The following is a 20,995-nucleotide window of genomic DNA, read 5'->3' as shown; positions in this document are numbered from 1 at the left end:
GAAGAAATTATTTTTATGCTGTCTTTTAGCGAAGTATTTTTAATCTTCAAAGCGGCATTTGTATGCAATGAGTAGAGGGATTTGATTGTCTTTAAATAAAGGCTCCCATAAATAATTTGATTAAGAAAAAATCCTTTTATATGAAAGTACAGTATTGACCTATGCTTTTGTATTATCAAAATATACGCATAACAAACTTCGAAGTTGGAAACATTCATGGAAAGTGTACCGGTAGAAACAGCCTATCGTGTTCTTGCTCGTAAATATCGACCACAAAACTTCTCTGATCTCATTGGTCAAGAAGCTATGGTGCGTACTCTCACCAATGCCTTTGAAAAAGGTCGTATTGCACAAGCGTGGATGTTAACAGGGATTCGTGGCGTAGGTAAAACCACAACAGCACGTATTTTGGCACGTGCGCTCAATTATAAAACAAAAGATATTGACCAACCAACAACCATATTAGACTCTCTTGGTGAACATTGCGTACAAATTATCGAAGGACGCCATATTGATGTTATAGAAATGGATGCCGCTTCTCATACGGGCATTGACGATATTCGTGAAATTATTGAACAAATACGCTATCGTCCTGTTTCTGCGCGCTATAAGGTTTATATTATCGATGAAGTCCATATGCTCTCAACACAAGCCTTTAATGGTTTGTTGAAAACTCTTGAAGAACCACCATCCCATGTAAAATTTATTTTTGCCACAACAGAAATTCGCAAAGTTCCTATTACAATCCTTTCACGTTGCCAACGTTTCGATTTACGACGTATTGAATCAAAAGCTTTGAGTGCGCATTTGCGCCAAATTGCAAAATATGAAAAGGTAGAAGTGGAAGAGCAAGCACTCTCTATGATTGTTCGTGCTGCAGAAGGCTCTGCACGTGATGCATTATCCATTTTTGATCAAGCGATTGCCCATAGCAATGGCAATGTTAATGCTGTTGAAGTGCGTACAATGTTAGGGTTAGCTGATCAAGCACGTATTATCGATCTCTTTGAATTTATCATGAAGGGTAATGTTGTCAATGCATTACATGAATTACGCAGTCAATATGATGCAGGTGCTGATCCTCTTACTATATTGACAGAACTAGCCGATTTTAATCATCTGGTCACACGTTTACGTTTTACACCAGAAATAGTGGAAGATTTCTCACTAACTGAAGAACAACGTTTAAGAAGTTTAGACTTTTCAAAAAAACTTTCCGTTCCTGTTTTATCCCGAAACTGGCAAATGTTACTCAAAGGCTTACAGGAAGTTAATCAAACTGCACGTCCACTTCAAGCCGCTGAAATGCTTTTAATTCGTCTTGCTCACACGGCTGACCTACCAACTCTTGATGAAGCTTTAAAAAAGCTTACGCAAGAAAAAACACCTCTCACACTCGTTACAAATTCTTCTCATCAAGAATCTACGAATGCAAATAATATAACAAAAGAAACAACGGTCGATGCCCATACTTTCTCAAGCGTTACCAATACATTATCAGATCTATCAGATTTAAAAACATCCTTGAAAAGCCAATTAGATAATTCCTTACAACCGGAAAATTTAGTTAAAAATCAAACTCCTGAAAAAACCAACGCCCACGAAGTAACAAAAACTCTTGAAACTTTTCAATCTACTGATCTTTCTGAAAAGATTGAAAATTTATCGCATTGTGTCACACAAATAACAGAAGAGATTGCTGAACCTAGAACTCTAGTGATTAATTCTTTGCACGATATTGTTAAATTAGCTGAACAGCATAATGATGTTCCTTTCAAACTCCTTGTTAAAGAATTTGTTCATCCTGTTTCTTTTGATGTTGGGCATATTACCTTAAGACTTTCTGAAAATACTCCACAATTTCTTGCTCATGATATAGAAAAAAAAATATCTCAATGGACTAAAAAACGCTGGACAATAGCTTTTGTCAATGAAGGAGGTGGCCCAACCTTACAGGAGGAAAGTATAGCGATTCAAAAGACTCTTTTTTCCAAAGCAGAGACAGATCCTGACATCGCAAAAATCCTTAATCATTTCCCAGAAGCAAAAATTGTCGATATTCGACTCAATAAAAAAGAAAATGATCTTGATTTACTTCCTAATACCTTTAAAAATGCTGATATTTTTCAAAATAACAGTAATATCAATGATGAATAAGGATACCTCTTCCTATGCGTGAAATGATGAGCATGATGAAAAAAGCCAAAGAAATGCAAGAGAAAATGCAGCAAATTCAAGAGGAAATGGCGAATTTACAAGTGGTTGGTGTTGCTGGCGGTGGGCTTGTCAGTGTTACATTAAACGGCAAAAATACCATAACCGCCATCCAAATTGACCCTTCATTACTCAAACCGGAGGAATCTGAAATTCTTGAAGACCTTGTTATGGCAGCCCATAATGAAGCCAAAGCAAAAATTGAAATGGCTATGGAAGAAAAAACTAAAAGCATGACAGCAGGGCTACCACTCCCATCAGGTTTCAAGCTTCCATTTTAATGAAACGGATTTTTTCCGTGGGACAAAAATATGTCTAAATACATTGCAGGACCTGAGATTGAACGTCTCATTCAGATTTTATCACGGTTACCAGGTCTTGGTCCACGTTCGGCACGTCGTGCTGCGCTTCATCTTATCAAAAAAAAAGAGACATTGCTGGAGCCTTTGGGAGCGGCTATACAAGCAGCTATAGAAAAAGTCGGCATTTGTTCTGTTTGTGGAAATGTCGATACCATTGATCCTTGTTCAATTTGCACAGATTTACGCCGCGATGATACAACAATCATTGTTGTTGAGGATATTGCTGATCTGTGGGCCCTTGAGCGCGCAAAAACTTTAGCCGCACGTTACCATGTGTTGGGTGGACGACTCTCTCCCTTAGATGGAATAGGCCCTGATGAACTCAATATTGCCACCTTAATACAACGTGTTGTACAAAACCCTATCACGGAGATTATTCTTGCTGTCAATGCGACTGTCGAAGGTCAAACAACTGCTCACTATATCACCGATCAGCTTTCCAATTTTCCAGTTAAAATTACGCGACTTGCTCATGGTGTCCCTGTAGGAGGCGAGCTTGATTATCTTGATGACGGAACTTTAGCAGCAGCTGTACAAGCACGAACAAACCTTTAAAACTTTTTCTTCTTAACCTTTAGCTTTTTAATGACGGGGGAATATTCAAGTGATCAAGAAAAAACTCTCACTTTTAAACGACTTTGGTCCTGGTATTTTAGTATGTTTACTCATATCAGCCTTAGCTTATGGTTTAGAAGTTGTAGAAAAACAGCTTTTTGCAGAAGCGTGGCTTGAAAGCCTTGTTTTGGCAATTCTTTTAGGCTCTATTACCCGTAGTTGTTTTACTTTGCCAACATATTTTCAAAAAGGTATCACCTTTTGTGCAAAAACACTTCTCGAAATTGCTATTGTTCTTCTAGGTGCAAGCATTAGTATTAATGCAGTCCTTTCAGCTGGTTGGAATTTACTTGCTAGCATCGTATTCGTTATATTCATAACAATTATCCTTAGCTTTGTCATTGGTCGACTTTTCGGGCTTTCTACACATTTAGCAATGTTAGTCGCTTGCGGGAATGCTATTTGTGGCAATTCAGCTATTGTCGCTGTTGCGCCTGTCATTAAAGCAAAGCATGACGAAGTAGCCGCATCAATTGCTTTTACCGCTCTTTTAGGGGTTCTTATTATTTTATTTCTACCCTTTTTACATCCATCTTTGAATTTGTCATTTAGCCAATATGGTGTGCTTGCTGGCATGGTTGTTTATGCTGTACCGCAAGTTTTGGCAGCAACAGCATCTATCTCTTTTGTAAGCGTCCAAATTGCAACAATTGTTAAATTGGTACGCGTTCTCATGTTAGGTCCTGTTATTTTTATTCTATCAATTATCTATCATCGCTCAGCACAAACACGTTTTCGTCTACATACTCTTGTGCCATGGTTTATAATCGGCTTTATTATCATGATGCTTATCCGCTCAAGCGGACTTATTCCTGAAACGGCTATAAATCCGATCAAACTTACTGCTCAGGTGTTCACTATCATTTCAATGGCAGCATTAGGTTTAGGTGTTGATATACGATCATTAAAAAAAGCAGGATGGCGCGTTATTTTGGCTTCAACCTGCTCCATAATTATTCTCGGTATTTGTAGCCTTATCATGATACAATTGAATGATTTAAATCATATAGTACTTTGAAGTATGCATTAATTGTTTCTTTTTTAATGGAGTATATAATAAATCAAAGATTTACTAATATCAAAAACAGTTCTTTCATAAAATCAGCAAAAATTCTAAAAATTTGCTTATTATCCTATATTCTATACAAAAAATTGAAAATGCTACGATATGAAGTGAAAACTATCGAATTTGCTTTTTCAATAAGCTTTTCAATCTATAGTGATTTGCAACGGTATAGTATTCAATATGGAACGCATACAAAATAATGCTCTTTATTTCAGATCTAATTAAGTTAATTTTTTTATAGAAGACTGATAGAATATGTTCTTTAATGAAGTCATCCTTCTCACGAAGAGAAAATACCTAAAACAGAACATATTTATGTTGCTCATTCACCTGCTTGTAAAAAAATACCTCTCAAGGCACATGAACTCCCTTTCAAGGCTGTGCCTGTGAATAATATAATATAAAATCCCTATAAAGTGTATAAAATACATTATGCACCTCCCTCTTCGCTTCATAAAGTCACAAGCCTCTAATATCAAACTCTTGCTAACTCCCAATATTGCAACAGCTCTTGCATTTAAATGGTTTATGAGAGAAATTTTACTCTTTTCTTCAATAGTTTTATCTACACGCCAACTCTCTTTCATGCCGTGTAAGAAAAAGATTTTAATTTATGAGTTTGAAATGAAAAAATCTTACAATATCCAAGGATATTATTGAACATGGCAATAATAAACTATTATTATAAATCAATTCATTGATAACAAAAACCTATAAGGATCACATCAATATCTCGTTTATTCTATAAAAGATATTGTTACTTATTGGCACTAGCAACTTTCTTACAAATGAAATATACGACAATAAAAAGATTAAAAATATAACAGGCCTTTTGTTTACCGTTTTATTCAACTAAAATATTTTTATGCTTATCCTTGCTATAGATACTGCTTCAATTTATTGTGCTGTTGCACTTGTTCGCCATAAATCTGTTATTGCGCGTATTAATGAGCGCATGAACAAAGGGCATGCTGAAAAACTTATTGGGCAAATTACACAAATAATGGCACAAGCCAATATGACGCTTGATCAAGTTGAGCGTATTGCTGTCAATGTTGGACCTGGATCGTTTACTGGTGCACGTGTCGGTGTTGCAACAGCGCGCGCTTTGGCATTAGCACTTGAAATACCAGCTGTTGGAGTGAGTGCTCTTGAAGCGTTAGCTGCGCAAATAACAACCAATACAAAGAGTACATCAGCAATTACTGTTGTCATTGAAGCAGGGAGAGATATGTTTTACCATCAAAATTTTCATCAGGATCTTATCCCTTTGGGAGCGCCGGGATTAAAAACAGTTGAAAATATCATCGAAGATTTGCCTCCAAAAACCCAACTAACTGGCCCAGCTGCTGATGTCATTGTGCAGCATATGAAAAACCATAAAATAAACGAAAAAATTGTCCTAGAAAAAATCCCCTGCGAAGCGGCTGATATTGTAAACTATGCTTATCTTGCTGCAAACAAACAACCACAAAATTCACCTCGCCCACTCTATCTACGCAGTGCTGATGCAAAACAACAAACTGATTTTGCTTTACCACGAAAAAAATAATGTCCAAATTTTCATTAACAAAAAAAGATTTTGAGATTGCTCCGCTACAAGTTCATGATAGTGCGGCTCTTCATCAAATTCATCAATATTGTTTTACCCTTGCTTGGAAAAAACAAGCTTTTGATAATTTCTTAACAGATCATTCTATCTTCGGGTACAAAGTTTTTCTCATTGATCGCCCTGATCAAATTTTAGGCTTTTGTCTCTGCCGTCTCATCCTTGATGAAGCAGAAATCATCACAATTGCTGTCCACCCTCATTATCGTCAACAAGGAATTGGTACCCTGCTTGTCGATCGTACCGTTTGCCATCTTCACAACAAGCGCGCTATAAAATTATTCTTGGAAGTAGAAACAACAAATCTTTCTGCTTTGAACCTTTATCAACGCTTCGAATTTCAAAAAATTTCTAAACGTCTTGCTTACTACCCATCAAAAAATGGTCGCGGTGATGCAATTATCATGCAAAAAACTTTTAAGCAAATAGATTGAGATTTGTGTAAAAAACATTTAGACATGCACTATGAATAAAGTAAATTCTAAAAATACGCCTCCTGTTACTCCTAAAAAGGTTTTTATCAAAACTTATGGATGTCAAATGAATGTTTATGATAGCCAACGTATGACTGATAGTCTCAGTTCACAAGGCTATGTGACAACACACACTCCCGATGATGCCGATCTTATTCTTGTTAACACCTGTCATATTCGTGAAAAAGCAGCAGAAAAACTTTATTCTGATCTTGGTCGTTTGCGCATTATGCGTCAAGAACGCACACCTGATAAACCCTTGACAGTTGGTGTAACGGGTTGTGTTGCACAAGCTGAGGGAAGTGAAATCTTGCGCCGTGCGCCAACAGTGGATCTTGTTATTGGTCCACAAATGTATCATCGCCTGCCAGAATTGTTAGAAAAAGCCAAACAAGGAAAAAAGATTATCGAAACAGACTATGCTGTTGAAGATAAATTTGCTCATTTGCCGCCTCATAATAAACATGCAGTAAGAAAACGGGGTGTTAGCGCATTTTTAACAGTACAAGAAGGGTGCGACAAATTTTGCACTTTTTGTGTTGTTCCCTATACGCGGGGTGCTGAAATATCACGGTCCGTCGAGCAAATTACCGAGGAAGCCCGCCAGCTTATTGAAGCAGGTGTTAAAGAGATTACGCTGCTTGGACAAAATGTCAATGGTTGGCATGGACAAAGTGCTGATGGCAAAACTTGGCGTCTTGGCGATCTTCTTTATCATCTTGCAAAACTCGATGGTTTAAAGCGTTTGCGTTACACAACCAGCCACCCGCGTGATATGGATGATAGCCTTATCGCCGCACATCGAGATCTTGATATGTTAATGCCTTACCTCCATCTGCCTGTTCAATCAGGTTCAGATCGCATCTTAAAAGCCATGAATCGCCAACACAAAAGTTCTCATTATCTTCATCTTATCGAAAAAATTCGGACGGCACGACCCGATATTGCCTTTTCAGGTGATTTTATTGTAGGATTTCCAGGCGAAACAGATGAAGATTTTGAAGAAACCATTAAACTTATTCAACAAGTGCAATACAGTTCAGCTTATTCTTTTAAATATTCCCCCCGTCCTGGAACAGTGGGAGCTACCATGAAAAATCATGTTGATGAATCTGTAAAAGATGCCCGACTTCAACATCTACAGCACCTTCTCCTTGAACAACAAAATGTGTTCTTGCATTCTAAAATTGGTCAAAAAACGAACGTTCTTATCGAAAAACCTGGGCGTCACTCAGGGCAAATGGTAGGGCGTTCCCCGTGGCTTTTACCTGTTGTCGTCGATACAGAAGCCTCTACAGGTAGCGTGGTAGAAATTCATATTAAAAATGCAAGCTCAAACAGTTTTGTTGGTGAAGTGACCAATAGATAACCATGCCTCTAAGACCTTGTTCACAATAAATATTTTGGAAAACTCTTTTATTTTAAAAGAAAATGATTACATCTAAAGTGTGCACTTTTGCGAAAGAGAGTTTGTCTTTTATAGAGTTTACTCAAAAAGATGTGTAGTATTTATGTAGAAATGGAGAATAGGCTGAAAGCTTCAACCGAAAAAATAAAGCGCGTTAAAGAAAACGTAAATATTGCCCTTGAAAAGACTGATCCCTTGGGAAAAGTAAACGCTTCAGATACAAGCCAAGTTGTTTTGATTTTTGAAAACAATAAATATGCAAAAGTAGTTTTTGGTAAATTTGACGAAAACCTTGCTTATATCGGAAAAAAACTTGAACTCAGTATTCATCCGCGTGGTAATGAAGTCTTAATCCATGGAAGTATTTCTGTTATAAAACGTGCGCAATATGTATTGCAGCAGCTTTATGAACGTGCAAAAACACATCAAGAGCTCACTTTATCAGATATAAAAGGAGCGATTGCTATGGCAAGTATACCCAAAAAGCAGAAAGAGGACACAATAACACACAAATCTGCAACAAAAAGTACACCAGCACAGTTGAGAACTCATAAAAAAATAATTCATGCACGGACTCCAACACAAGATGCTTACATCCACGCTATGGAGCATACTGAACTTGTGTTTGGTGTAGGACCAGCAGGAACAGGCAAAACGTATCTTGCTGTTGCTCATGCCGCAATGCTTCTAGAACGTGGTATCATTGAGCGAATTATTCTCTCACGTCCTGCTGTTGAAGCTGGAGAACATCTTGGTTTTCTTCCCGGTGATCTCAAAGAAAAAGTTGACCCATATTTAAGACCACTTTATGATGCTCTTTATGATATGATTCCTGCTAAAAAAATAGAACGTATCTTAGCTTCTGGTGACATAGAAATTGCTCCTCTTGCGTTTATGCGCGGGCGAACACTTGCCCATGCCGCTATTATTCTTGATGAAGCACAAAATACTACGCCCATGCAAATGAAGATGTTCCTCACACGTCTTGGAGAAGGAGCGCGTATGATTGTTACCGGTGATGTAAGCCAAATCGATTTGCCTACAGGACAAAAATCAGGTCTCACTGAAGCAATCCGCATTCTTTCAAATGTAGAAAATATTGCAATTGTGCGTTTTGAGGAAAAAGATGTTGTACGCCACCCGCTTGTTACTGCTATCGTTCGCGCTTATGATCGTGATTCTAGAATACACAATAAAAAAAAATCACTCGCGTACGACACATTAAAAAATGAATTTGATTCATCATGATTATTATTGATATAATGATTAAAAGCGCAGGGTGGAATGATGAGGAAATGCTTTATAATATCACCGAAAAAGCGTTAACGACAACAATGCATCATGTTTCATTGGAAAATGTTGTAAGCGAAATTAGCCTGCTTTTTACGGATGATGAACATATGGCACAAATCAATGCACAATGGCGCAATAAAAACAAATCCACCAATGTATTATCCTTTCCTGCTTTTCCCCTTAAAGCTGGAAATCCTCCTGGTCCCATAATGGGTGATATTATTATTGCACGAGAAACTGTTGTTCTCGAAGCAGAGAAAGAAGGAAAAACATTTCAAGACCATTTAATGCATATGATTGTTCATGGCATCTTGCATCTGCTTGGTTATGACCATGAAACTGATAATGAAGCACATCAAATGGAAAAGCTTGAAAGAGAAATTCTTCAAAAGCTTTTCATAAAAGATCCTTACGCTGAATTGTCTATAAATGATAAAATTTAACTTTTAAAATTAATATTACGAGCATACCATTTAAGCCTCTCATTCATCTATTATAAAAAGAAAGTTTAGAAGATTTCAAAACCATGGCCAACAAAATAAATGCACAAAATAATAGTCCTACATCTTCTAATAATGAAAAAAATCCCTCTCAACAAACGAATCATACAGAAAAATATTCTCTGATGAATCATTTATTTTCATTCTTACGTGGTCGTAATTGTGCATCTACGTCACTGCGCGATGACCTTACCGTTGCCCTCACGACTGACAATGAAAAAGACACCGCCCTCTTCTCACCTGAAGAACGTACTATGCTGCATAACATTTTACGCTTACGTGAAGCACGCGTAGATGATGTTATGATACCCCGTTCTGAAATTGAAGCATTAGAAATAAACACTTCACTTGGAGAAGCCCTTAAATGTTTTGCAAAAATTGGTCATTCTCGCATACCAGTTTATGCTGAAACTTTAGATGATCCGCGTGGAATGATCCATATCCGCGATATTCTTAACTATATGATTCGCTTTATTATCACCCCAACAAAAACCGAACAGAAATCCGATTTTCTTCAATTAAACCATGCAGACTTGCATACCCCAATCGGTGAATTGGATCTAATCCGAAAAGTTCTCTTTGTTCCCAGTTCTATGCTAGCAAGCAAATTATTAACACGGATGCAAACCACACGAACACAAATGGCTTTAGTTATTGATGAACATGGAGGAACAGATGGTCTCGTTTCAATGGAGGATATTGTTGAATTAGTCGTTGGTGATATCGAAGATGAACATGATAATGTTGACAATGCTATCGTACGCGAACCCAATAATAAATGGCTCGTTGATGCAAGAACTGAACTAGAAGATGTGGAGAAAGCTCTTGGACCTGATTTTATCGTAGGGGAATATGGTGATGATGTTGATACTATTGGTGGTTTGATTGTCTCCATTCTTGATCGCATTCCTGAAAAAGGTGAAATTATCGAAGCTGTACCTGGCTATAGATTTCGTATTTTAGAAGCTGATAAACGCCGGATTAAGCGGTTACGCATTTTTCGCATTCCAGAAAATGAGAATCTTGAGAACAATGCCATTCCTAAAGAATAGTCCAGAGTTTTTTAACAATTTCATCGTTTTTTTGTCCTCTGTTACCGGCTGGAAGCGCCAAGCATTGATCTTTCTATGTGGTGCTTTTACTTCTTTTGCACTTCCACCCTTTTATTTGACACCTCTTTGCTTTTTAACTTTCCCCATTTTTATTGTTTTACTGGACTCAATACAGTCCTCCCCAAACAATAAAAAACATTTTTTTATCTACGCTTTAAGCTGTGGAACCTTTGGTTTTAGTTATTTTATTTGCGGACTTTGGTGGCTCTGCAATGCTTTGTTAACAGATCCAGATTCTTTTGGTTGGGCAGTTCCACTAGCCATTTTATTTCCTCCTCTCTACCTTTCTTTTTATTGGTTTTTTTCTGGTTTCATTGTCGGCTTATTATGGACAAAAGGAATAGCACGCTTTTTTGTTTTAGCCTTTTCTTTAGGATTAGCCGAGTGGTTGCGTGCGTTCTTATTCACAGGATTTCCATGGAATGCTCTTGGATATACAGCCATGCCCACCCCAATGCTCATGCAATCTGATGCCATCGTGGGACTGTACGGAATGAATATTCTTGTGGTCTTAACCTACAGTTTGCCAACAGTTTTACTCACAGATGAAAAAAAGAAAGCTGCCCTTTCTCTTTGCTTAGCACTTATATTTATTCACTGTAGTTTTGGATTTTATCGCCTCCATACGATAGACAATACAGCTGAAGATCAAAAAAGAAGTTTTTGGGTGCGCATTGTTCAACCTTCTATACAACAAAATATAAAATTGCGCGATAATACACGAGAAGCCACGTTGGAAGCGCATATGAATCTGAGTGCAGCACCAGCAACTGGTAAAAATCCAGAACCTGATTTTATCGTATGGCCTGAAGCATCTGTTCCTTATCTTCTCTATGATCAATCATCTATCACAATGCACATCGCCTCTCTTTTAAAACCTAAACAATGGGCTATTATCGGAGCAATACGCGCCAGTGATGATTTACCCCATTCCCAAACACAATATTTTAATACAATTGTAGTCATTAACGCTCAAGGTAATATTTTTAACACTTCCGATAAACTTCATTTGGTCCCTTTTGGTGAGTATCTTCCCTATCAGAATTTATTGAAAAAAATTGGATTGCATATCCTCGCTGATAATATTGGTGGATATAGTGCTGCACATGTGCGCGAAACTGTCACAATGCCAAACGGATTTTCTTATCTACCCTTGATTTGTTATGAAGCAATATTTCCTCATGAAATGACTTTTAAAGGTTCCCCGCCTCAAGCAATCATTAATGTTACAAATGATGCATGGTTCGGTGTAACACCGGGACCCTATCAACATCTTCAACAAGCACAGCTTCGTGCCGTTGAACTGGGAATCCCCCTCATACGGGCAGCCAATAATGGAATATCAGCAGTTATTGATTCTTATGGACGAATCGTTGTAGCTCTTCAACAAAATGCTGTGGGCATTATTGATTCAAAAATTCCACCATCCATTACCCCTATAGGAAGCAATGAATACAGAACTTTCTCTACTTTTATCTTATTCATCCTTATGCTATTGTGTCGTATTGGTTTTGGTTTTACAAAACAGCTTAAATGATTCAAGTGCTCCTTGTGCGATATTATGTTGCATATACCAGTAATATTGGGAAAAAATATTACATATTATTTTAATTATATGATAAACCAGCTTCGCATAAATCTGATGTTGGTTTAAAAGAAAAGTGCTGGAAATTAAAGAGTTGCATTATGACCGAAACTAGAAAAAAACCTGACCCTATAGATATCTATGTTGGAACTCGTATTCGTTTACGTCGTAATATTTTAGGACTTACTCAAGAAAAACTAGGTGAAAAATTAGGCATCACTTTTCAGCAAATCCAAAAATATGAAAAAGGAACAAACCGTATCGGTGCCAGTCGTCTTCAAGCGATAGCAGAAATTATGGATGTTCCTGTTTCTTACTTTTTTGATAAAGGTATTACCTCTCAACAAGTAGAAGGTTTTGCTGAAAGTGATCACAATTTTATGGACTTTTGTTCTAGCAGCGAAGGTATCCAACTCATGCGGGCTTTTACGAATATCTCTGATGCTAAAGTGCGTCGAAAAATCATTGACTTAGCAAAAGCACTTTCTGAGGAAGATTTAACAAATAAGCTATAAAATTAAAATTATATTTTTTCTCTCTTATTCATATAAATTCGCATTAACGATTTGCTGTGGAATTGGCAAACCGTAGAAATTTTAGTAGGCAATTAATTGAATCGTTGGTTTTCTTTTTGAAGGAGTTCCTATGCCGCATCAAGATTATCTTTTTACGAGCGAATCGGTATCAGAAGGGCATCCTGATAAAATTTGTGATCGTATTTCTGATGAAATCGTTGATATGATCTATAAAGAAGCTCAAAAGACTGGTACTGATCCGTGGTTAGTCCGCGTTGCTTGTGAAACTCTCGTCAGTGTAAACCGTGTTGTTATTGCCGGTGAAGTGCGTGTTCCCGATACACTCTTAAAAAAAGATAAAAATAAAGAGTTTATCTATGATAAGACTGGCTTTCCACTCATTAATCCTACGCGTTTTCGTACAGCAGCACGCCGTGCTATTCGTGCTATTGGCTACGAACAAGCCGGATTTCATTGGAAAACTGTTAAAATTGATGTTCTATTGCGCCCTCAATCTACGGACATTGCAAGAGGCGTTGATAATGCTACAGATCGGCATGGTGAAGAAGGAGCAGGTGATCAAGGTATCATGTTTGGATATGCTTGCCGTGAAACACCAGATCTCATGCCTGCACCAATTTATTATGCGCATAAGATTCTCAAACTTCTTGCCGCAGCCCGTCATAAAAGAGAAGGAGAAACTGGAAAATTAGGACCAGATGCTAAAAGCCAAATCACCATACGCTATAAAAATGGAAAACCTATAGAGGTAACATCCATCGTTCTTTCAACGCAGCACCTCGATGAAAGTTGGGATTCCAACAAAGTGCGTACAGTGGTTGAACCATACATTCGTCAAGCTTTACATGATATTCCCATTTCTGATCAATGTAGTTGGTATATAAACCCAACAGGAAAATTTGTCATTGGTGGTCCTCAAAGTGATGCCGGATTAACAGGACGCAAAATTATCGTAGATACTTACGGAGGCGCAGCACCCCATGGAGGCGGTGCTTTTTCAGGAAAAGATACGACAAAAGTTGATCGTTCTGCAGCGTATGCAGCACGTTATCTGGCTAAAAATATTGTTGCAGCTCATTTAGCAGAAAGATGCACCATTCAACTCTCCTATGCAATTGGTATTGCACAACCTTTATCTATTTATCTTAATCTTCATGGAACAGGAAAAGTCGATGAAAAGGTTATTGAAGAAGCCATCCGCAAAATAATGGACCTTTCACCTACCGGCATTCGAAAACATCTTGACCTCAATAAACCTATTTATGCAAAAACAGCTGCCTATGGTCACTTTGGTCGTAAACCAAAACACGATGGTTCGTTTTCATGGGAAAAAACTGATCTCGTGAAAACGCTTCAAACAATGATCCAAATCCCATGATTAAACATAATATACGTAAGAGTGAAGCATTTTTTGGACGCCGACAAGGAAAACAACTTCGAAACAGTCAGCTTACACGTATACAAATGCTTCTCCCCAGTTTGAATATTGATTTAAATGTCCCTCCTCCCTTAAACCTTACATCTTTATTTTCAAGCAAAGTAAGAGAAATTCGACTTGAAATCGGTTTTGGTGGAGGTGAACATTTACTTCATGAAATGGCATATTTTCCAAAAACCGGTTTTATCGGTGTCGAGCCCTTTATCAATGGCATGGCAAAAATATTGTCGTCTCTTGAACAGCATCAAAACCATCAAAATCGTCTTCGCCTCTATAATGATGATGCTACACGCCTTCTGGATTGGCTCCCTGATAACTCGCTTGATGGAATAGACCTCTTCTATCCTGATCCTTGGCCGAAAAAGAAACACTGGAAACGACGCTTCATCAATATAAAAAATCTTAACCGTTTTTCTCGTGTTCTTAAAATAGGGAAATTTTTTCGCTTTGCTAGCGATATAGACAGTTATGTAAACTGGACTTTGTACCATTGTGCACAACATGATCACTTTGAATGGAAAGCAGAAAGCCCTCAAGACTGGAAACTCCCTTATCCACTATGGAGCGAAACCCGCTATGAAGCAAAAGCTCTCCGCGAAGGACGAACGCCTGCCTATCTTACCTTTATCAAGAAATAAATGATCAAGCGCTTTTCTCATAAACAACTTGAAAAATTTTGGATTTAAGAGTATCAATAGTTAAATTCTTGGTCTTATGATGAAGAGTGGGCCGTTGGACCCGCTCTTTTTTAATATCATAAAACTGATGAAACCAACTTGGATAAAATTTATGAATGAAGTTGAAAAAATAAGCAATCTTGACGAACCGCGCCTGTTTGAAGAAGATGGTATCGAAGCACAGGTTGCTGCTCTTGTCATACCACTACTTAAACCTTTAGGTTTTCGTTTGGTTCGCGTGAAACTTCTTGGTCAAAATGGTTTAACACTTCAAATTATGGTTGAACGTGCCGATGGTTCTATGACCATAGAAGATTGTGAAACGGTTAGTCGAACTGTTTCTCCCCTCCTTGATGTACAAAATGTTATTGAACGCAAATATCATTTAGAAATCTCATCCCCTGGAATTGATCGTCCATTGGTAAGAAAATCTGATTTTTTTCATTGGCAAGGGCATCTTGCAAAAATTGAAACCAAAATAACAATTGATGGGCGCCGAAAATTTCGCGGGACACTTACAAATATCACGCAAGATGGATTTATTTTAAACACTGATAAAGCTGCTTATGGAGAAGCCATGTATACCCCTATTTCCTTTTGTGATATTATAAATGCGCATTTAGTGCTTACCGATGAGCTTATTCGCGATGCATTGAAACAAAATAAAGATTTAAGTCAACAATTCATTGCCGAAGAGAACGCTAACGACTCTATACAGACGCTCAATTTCAAAAAATAATATCACTGGGAAATACCCATCGTGTGGCACAAAGAAGGAGAAAATTGATGGCTACAAGCGCTAACAGGCTTGAGATTCTGCAAATTGCAGATGCTGTTGCACGTGAAAAGTCAATCGACCGTGAAATTGTCATTTCTGCGATGGCTGATGCTATTCAAAAAGCAGCACGTTCTCGTTATGGTCAAGAAACCAATATTCGTGCTGAAATCAATTCTAAAACAGGTGAAATTAAATTACAGCGCCTGCTTAAAATCGTTGATGTCGTTGAAGACTATACAACGGAAATTACTTTGTCTGATGCTCTCAAACGTCAAGCAGAAGCAAAAATTGGTGATTTTTTTGCTGATCTTTTACCTCCTATGGATTTTGGACGTATCGCAGCACAATCTGCTAAACAGGTTATTGTACAAAAAGTACGCGATGCAGAGCGTGATCAGCAATATGAAGAATTCAAAAATAAAGTTGGTGAAATTATTTCTGGTACAGTTAAGCGTGTGGAATATGGTAACGTCATCGTTGATCTAGGGCGCGGTGAAGCTATTGTGCGCCGTGATGAATTAATTCCTCGTGAATCATTCCGCTATGGAGATCGCATTCGTGCTTTTGTCAATGATGTACACCGTGAAACGCGTGGGCCGCAAATTTTCCTTTCACGCACCCATCCCCAATTTATGGTAAAACTTTTCACTATGGAAGTACCTGAAATTTATGATGGTATTATAGAAATCAAATCTGTTGCCCGCGATCCGGGTTCACGAGCTAAGATCGCCGTTGTTTCACGCGATGGTTCCATTGATCCTGTTGGAGCATGCGTTGGAATGCGAGGAAGTCGTGTACAAGCTGTTGTTGCTGAATTACAAGGCGAAAAAATTGATATTATTCCTTGGTCGCCTGATGCAGCAACATTTGTCGTTAATGCATTACAACCTGCAGAAGTTTCTAAAATCATCCTTGATGAAGATGCTGAACGTATTGAAGTTATTGTGCCAGATGATCAACTTAGCCTTGCTATTGGACGACGTGGACAAAATGTTCGTTTAGCTTCGCAGCTAACAGGATGGAACATTGATATTTTAACGGAAAAGGAGGAATCTGAAAATCGTCAAAAAGAATTTACTGAACGGAGTAAATTGTTTATGGAATCCTTAGAAGTTGACGAAATGATCGGACAAGTTATGGCGTCAGAGGGTTTTTCTTCTATTGAAGAAATCGCCTATATTGATCTGGAAGAAATCGCTTCTATTGATGGTTTTGACCATGAAACTGCTAATGAAATCCAAAGTCGTGCCCGTGAATATCTTGATCGGCAAGAAAAAGAGCTCGACGAAAAACGTAAAAAACTCGGAGTTTCTGACGAATTGCGAACACTTCCTGGAATGACAAGTGCTATGTTGGTTGCTGTTGGTGAGGATGGTGTAAAAACAATAGAAGACTTTGCTGGCTATGCCGTTGATGATTTAGCCGGCTGGAGAGAACGTAAAGAAGGTCAAACACAGAGTTTTTCTGGTATTCTGACCCCTTTTGACATTACACGTGCTGATGCAGAAGCTATGGTTTTAGCCGCACGTGTACAAGCAGGCTGGATAGACCAAGCTGATCTTGTTACAGAAAATCCTGTAGAAGATGAAAATTCTGCAGAAAATGAAAAAACAGATGATTTGGATGTGGATACACTTTAAATGAATGAACGAACTTGCATTGTGACCCGAAAAAATGCTTCAGCACAAACGCTGATCCGTTTTGTTATTGGTCCCAATAACCAAATTGTTCCTGATCTTAAAGCGAATTTACCAGGGCGTGGCGTTTGGATTTCTGCCCATCACGCTGTTATTGAGAAAGCAATCAAACAGAAAGCTTTTCATAGAAATTTTAAAACAGATGTTGAGGTTGTACCAAATCTTGTGCATGTTGTTGATACACTTTTACTAAAAGCTGCTCTCTCAAGCCTTTCCATGGCAAGAAAAGCAGGAGCCGTTGTCGCAGGAGCAACAAAGGTTGACACCGCTATTCGCTCTGGTCAAGTTATTCTTGTACTCCATGCCAAAGAAACAACAGAAGATGGAAAACGAAAAATTGCACAGGCCATCCACACAACACAACAACAAACAAATCGCACTATAAAAACCATATCTTTATTTACAAGTGATGAAATGCGAGTGGCTTTTGGCTCTAGTCCTGTAATGCACGCAGCTTTATTGGACACAAAGGCTGCCGAAGGATTTCTCAAAACGATATATAAATTGATCACCTATCGTGATGACAAACATAGTAAGCTTGGTGAGATAACGGCACAAGCCGTGAAGGAAGTACAATGAGTGAAAATAACAACGACAAAACAACAATCAAGAAGACACTAACTCTCAAGCGGTCTGTCTTGGAAACAAGCACGGTCAAACAAAATTTTAGCCATGGCCGTACAAAGGCTGTCGTTGTCGAAACTAAACGGCGTAAAATTACGCGACCTGATGAAAAAACTGAGACCCTACAACCCATTACAAAGCCGCATGTGGCTTCCCAGCGCTCTAAACCACGTTTTGAGGGAAAAAAGCCTCAAGAATCTGTAGCCAAAAGCAATCTTTCATCGGCTGAAATGGAAGCAAGACTTCGCGCATTAGAAGAAGCACATATCCAAGAAAGAATAACGCGAGAACAAGCCGAAGAAAAAGCAAAACGCGCTAAAGAACAGGAAGAAATTTTACAGCAAGAAATTAAAGAAAAAGAAATACATCCCCAACAAGAAGAAGAAAAACCGCTGATACAGACTCCACCTGTTCCTCCTCTCATCGAACAAACAGATATTCCTCTTGCGCCTAAAAACACAACTGTGATTGAAAAACGCAAAATAGATGAAGATAAAGAAGAAGAGCGGCATAACCGACGTTCTAATCTTTCTAAATCAGAAATACGCGCACCAAAAGTTATCAAAGGGACTGATGAGCGACGTCGTGGAAAACTAACTCTTAATAGCGCACTGGATGAAGAAGGAAGCGCACGTGGGCGCTCAATGGCTGCAATGCGGCGCAGACAGGAAAAGTTTAAGCGTGCACAAAACCAAGAACCAAGAGAAAAAATTTCTCGCGAAGTTGTTCTTCCTGAAACAATTACCATTCAAGAGCTCGCACAACGTATGACTGAGCGTTCCGTTGATGTAGTTAAATTTTTAATGAAACAGGGACAAATGGTGAAACCTGGTGATGTTATTGACGCAGACGTTGCCGAACTCATCGCTGTTGAATTTGGCCATACTGTTAAACGTGTTTTAGAATCTGATGTAGAGGAAGGTATCTTTAATGTAACAGATAATCCTCAAAATATGCAGCAGCGTCCCCCTGTTGTAACCATTATGGGCCATGTTGACCACGGAAAAACTTCTCTTCTGGATGCTATTCGCAAAGCAAATGTTGTTTCTGGCGAAGCAGGTGGTATTACGCAGCATATTGGTGCCTATCAAGTAGAACAAAACGGTCAAAAAATTACCTTTATTGATACACCAGGGCATGCTGCATTTACCGCTATGCGTGCACGCGGAGCGCGTGTTACCGATATTGCTGTTCTCGTTGTTGCCGCTGATGATAGTGTCATGCCCCAAACGATTGAATCAATCAATCATGCGAAAGCTGCTGGTGTCCCTATCATTGTTGCTATCAACAAAATTGATAAACCAGCTGCGAATGCACAAAAAGTACGTACAGAACTTTTACAACATGAAGTGTTTGTTGAAACTATGGGCGGGGAAACTTTGGACGTTGAGGTTTCTGCTAAAACTGGTCAAAACCTAGATAAACTTCTCGAAGCTATCCTTCTTCAAGCTGAAATGCTTGACCTGAAAGCAGATCCTCAGCGAACTGCAGAGGGCGTTGTCATTGAAGCCAAATTGGATCGAGGACGCGGATCTGTTGCAACAGTTCTTGTTCAAAAAGGTACATTACATCCTTCTGATATTATCGTTGCCGGAAATGAATGGGGTCGTGTACGTGCTTTGATTGATGACCGTGGTCGTCATGTCAAAGAAGCTGTTCCCTCTACACCAATTGAAATTTTAGGCATGCAAAGAACACCACAAGCTGGAGATCGTTTTGCTGTTGTCACACATGAAGCAAAAGCACGCGAAATTTCTGAATATCGTCAACGATTAGCTCGTGATAAAGCTGTTGCTCGACAAACGGGTTCGCGTGGTTCTCTTGAACAGATGATGACAAAATTGCAAACAACTGGTGTTAAGGAGTTTTCTCTTATTATAAAAGGAGATGTGCAAGGATCAATTGAAGCAATCGCTTCAGCATTAGAGAAGCTAGGAAATGATGAGGTTCGTGCGCGTGTTGTACATTCTGGTGCTGGAGGAATTACCGAAAGTGATATTTCTCTTGCCGAAGCATCTAATTCAGCTGTGATTGGTTTTAATGTTCGGGCCAATAAACAAGCGCGTGATTTTGCTAAAACACAAGGAATTGAAATTCGTTATTATAACATCATTTACGATCTTGTTGACGATATCAAAGCCGCCATGTCTGGATTACTCTCACCAGAACAGCGTGAAACATTCCTTGGTAATGCTGAAATTCTAGAAGTCTTTAACATTACAAAAATCGGAAAAGTTGCTGGATGTCGTGTTACAGAAGGTAAAATAGAACGAGGAGCAGGCGTTCGCCTTATCCGTGATAACATCGTTATTCACGAAGGAAAGCTAAAAACACTCAAACGCTTCAAGGATGAAGTCAATGAAGTACAAAGTGGTCAAGAATGTGGAATAGCCTTTGAAAACTATGAAGATATGCGCGCAGGAGATATCATTGAGACCTTCCGTATCGAACATATTAATCGCACATTATAAAATAATCCAATAACTTTACCCTAGTGTAAAATGAGGAAAGTTATTCGATTATATAGACAATGTCTCTTTTTTTCCTTATCTAAATGATCAAAAAAGAGGTCTTGTAGCGAGGATAAAACTTTGATGAAAAATGCAGGGCCATCAAAACGGCAACTTAGAGTAGCAGAGCAAGTACGTCACGCAGTAGCGCATATACTACAGCGTGGTATTTTGCTTGATGATGTCTTGAAGGATATTGTCATTTCTGTCTCTGAAGTACGAATGTCACCAGATTTAAAAATTGCCACTTGTTTTGTATCACCTCTCAGCACTCTTAAAAATACTTTCCATACCGATACCGATGTCGTTGATATTCTCAATAAACATAGTCGTTTTCTCCGTGGAGAAATCAGCCATACGTTGCAACAAATGAAATATATGCCTCAACTGCGTTTCCGACTTGATAATAGTTTTGATAATTTTTCAAAAATTGATGCCCTACTTCGTTCGCCTGAGGTCGCGCGCGATCTTCACCATAGTGATAAAGATAAGGTTTAA

General features: G+C 38.5%; 19 protein-coding genes. All 19 read left to right on the top strand.

Features of this window, described 5'->3' with window-relative positions; translation table 11 throughout:
• Nucleotides 1-216 precede the first annotated feature (216 nt).
• Nucleotides 217-2,157, top strand: coding sequence for a DNA polymerase III subunit gamma/tau (locus ACFIMW_RS02740; RefSeq protein WP_375608042.1), 1,941 nt, complete (start codon nucleotides 217-219; stop codon nucleotides 2,155-2,157).
• Nucleotides 2,158-2,171: 14 nt separating this feature from the next.
• Nucleotides 2,172-2,495 (top strand): YbaB/EbfC family nucleoid-associated protein, encoded by a 324-nt coding sequence (locus tag ACFIMW_RS02735; RefSeq protein WP_375608041.1) that lies wholly within the window; start codon nucleotides 2,172-2,174, stop codon nucleotides 2,493-2,495.
• A 30-nt stretch (nucleotides 2,496-2,525) separates the two neighbouring features.
• Complete coding sequence (gene recR, locus ACFIMW_RS02730) at nucleotides 2,526-3,131, top strand: recombination mediator RecR (protein WP_273790577.1); 606 nt, start codon at nucleotides 2,526-2,528, stop codon at nucleotides 3,129-3,131.
• 49 nt (nucleotides 3,132-3,180) lie between these two features.
• Complete coding sequence (locus ACFIMW_RS02725) at nucleotides 3,181-4,209, top strand: YeiH family protein (RefSeq protein ID WP_375608040.1); 1,029 nt, start codon at nucleotides 3,181-3,183, stop codon at nucleotides 4,207-4,209.
• Nucleotides 4,210-5,122: 913 nt separating this feature from the next.
• On the top strand, nucleotides 5,123-5,809 hold the full coding sequence (gene tsaB / locus ACFIMW_RS02720) for a tRNA (adenosine(37)-N6)-threonylcarbamoyltransferase complex dimerization subunit type 1 TsaB (RefSeq protein WP_375608039.1): 687 nt from the start codon (nucleotides 5,123-5,125) through the stop codon (nucleotides 5,807-5,809).
• Nucleotides 5,809-6,300 (top strand): ribosomal protein S18-alanine N-acetyltransferase, encoded by a 492-nt coding sequence (gene rimI / locus ACFIMW_RS02715; RefSeq protein ID WP_375608038.1) that lies wholly within the window; start codon nucleotides 5,809-5,811, stop codon nucleotides 6,298-6,300. Before tsaB ends, rimI begins: the two co-directional genes overlap by 1 nt.
• A gap of 31 nt (nucleotides 6,301-6,331) precedes the next feature.
• Nucleotides 6,332-7,708 carry a tRNA (N6-isopentenyl adenosine(37)-C2)-methylthiotransferase MiaB gene (gene miaB / locus ACFIMW_RS02710; protein WP_375608037.1) on the top strand — a complete coding sequence of 459 codons (1,377 nt, stop codon included), beginning with the start codon at nucleotides 6,332-6,334 and terminating at the stop codon, nucleotides 7,706-7,708.
• A gap of 129 nt (nucleotides 7,709-7,837) precedes the next feature.
• The gene (locus ACFIMW_RS02705) at nucleotides 7,838-8,995 is read left to right on the top strand and encodes a PhoH family protein (protein ID WP_375608036.1); all 1,158 of its coding nucleotides are present in this window, start codon (nucleotides 7,838-7,840) and stop codon (nucleotides 8,993-8,995) included.
• Nucleotides 8,992-9,483, top strand: coding sequence for an rRNA maturation RNase YbeY (gene ybeY / locus ACFIMW_RS02700; protein ID WP_375608035.1), 492 nt, complete (start codon nucleotides 8,992-8,994; stop codon nucleotides 9,481-9,483). Before ACFIMW_RS02705 ends, ybeY begins: the two co-directional genes overlap by 4 nt.
• 83 nt (nucleotides 9,484-9,566) lie before the next feature.
• Complete coding sequence (locus ACFIMW_RS02695; protein WP_375608034.1) at nucleotides 9,567-10,592, top strand: hemolysin family protein; 1,026 nt, start codon at nucleotides 9,567-9,569, stop codon at nucleotides 10,590-10,592.
• Nucleotides 10,555-12,189: an apolipoprotein N-acyltransferase gene (gene lnt, locus ACFIMW_RS02690; protein ID WP_375608033.1), complete on the top strand. Its 1,635-nt coding sequence runs from the start codon at nucleotides 10,555-10,557 to the stop codon at nucleotides 12,187-12,189. The genes ACFIMW_RS02695 and lnt overlap by 38 nt, the downstream gene beginning before the upstream one ends.
• 149 nt (nucleotides 12,190-12,338) lie before the next feature.
• Nucleotides 12,339-12,752: a helix-turn-helix domain-containing protein gene (locus ACFIMW_RS02685; RefSeq protein ID WP_375608032.1), complete on the top strand. Its 414-nt coding sequence runs from the start codon at nucleotides 12,339-12,341 to the stop codon at nucleotides 12,750-12,752.
• Nucleotides 12,753-12,882: 130 nt separating this feature from the next.
• Nucleotides 12,883-14,151, top strand: a complete 1,269-nt coding sequence (metK, locus tag ACFIMW_RS02680) for a methionine adenosyltransferase (protein WP_375608031.1) — start codon at nucleotides 12,883-12,885, stop codon at nucleotides 14,149-14,151.
• A complete protein-coding gene (locus tag ACFIMW_RS02675; protein ID WP_375606787.1) occupies nucleotides 14,148-14,849 on the top strand; it encodes a tRNA (guanine(46)-N(7))-methyltransferase TrmB in 702 nt (233 codons plus the stop codon). The genes metK and ACFIMW_RS02675 overlap by 4 nt, the downstream gene beginning before the upstream one ends.
• 151 nt (nucleotides 14,850-15,000) lie before the next feature.
• Nucleotides 15,001-15,627, top strand: a complete 627-nt coding sequence (rimP, locus tag ACFIMW_RS02670) for a ribosome maturation factor RimP (RefSeq protein WP_375606786.1) — start codon at nucleotides 15,001-15,003, stop codon at nucleotides 15,625-15,627.
• A 47-nt stretch (nucleotides 15,628-15,674) separates the two neighbouring features.
• Nucleotides 15,675-17,306, top strand: a complete 1,632-nt coding sequence (nusA, locus tag ACFIMW_RS02665) for a transcription termination factor NusA (RefSeq protein WP_375608030.1) — start codon at nucleotides 15,675-15,677, stop codon at nucleotides 17,304-17,306.
• Nucleotides 17,307-17,942, top strand: coding sequence for an RNA-binding protein (locus ACFIMW_RS02660; protein ID WP_375608029.1), 636 nt, complete (start codon nucleotides 17,307-17,309; stop codon nucleotides 17,940-17,942).
• Entirely contained in the window at nucleotides 17,939-20,458 is a 2,520-nt protein-coding gene (gene infB, locus ACFIMW_RS02655; RefSeq protein ID WP_375608028.1) for a translation initiation factor IF-2, read from the top strand. Before ACFIMW_RS02660 ends, infB begins: the two co-directional genes overlap by 4 nt.
• A gap of 123 nt (nucleotides 20,459-20,581) precedes the next feature.
• A complete protein-coding gene (gene rbfA / locus ACFIMW_RS02650; RefSeq protein WP_375608027.1) occupies nucleotides 20,582-20,995 on the top strand; it encodes a 30S ribosome-binding factor RbfA in 414 nt (137 codons plus the stop codon).

It is taken from the genome of Bartonella sp. AC329YNZD, assembly GCF_042196685.1.
In the GTDB taxonomy this organism is placed as follows: Bacteria; Pseudomonadota; Alphaproteobacteria; order Rhizobiales; family Rhizobiaceae; genus Bartonella.
This window is presented reverse-complemented; position numbering and strand designations above follow the sequence as displayed.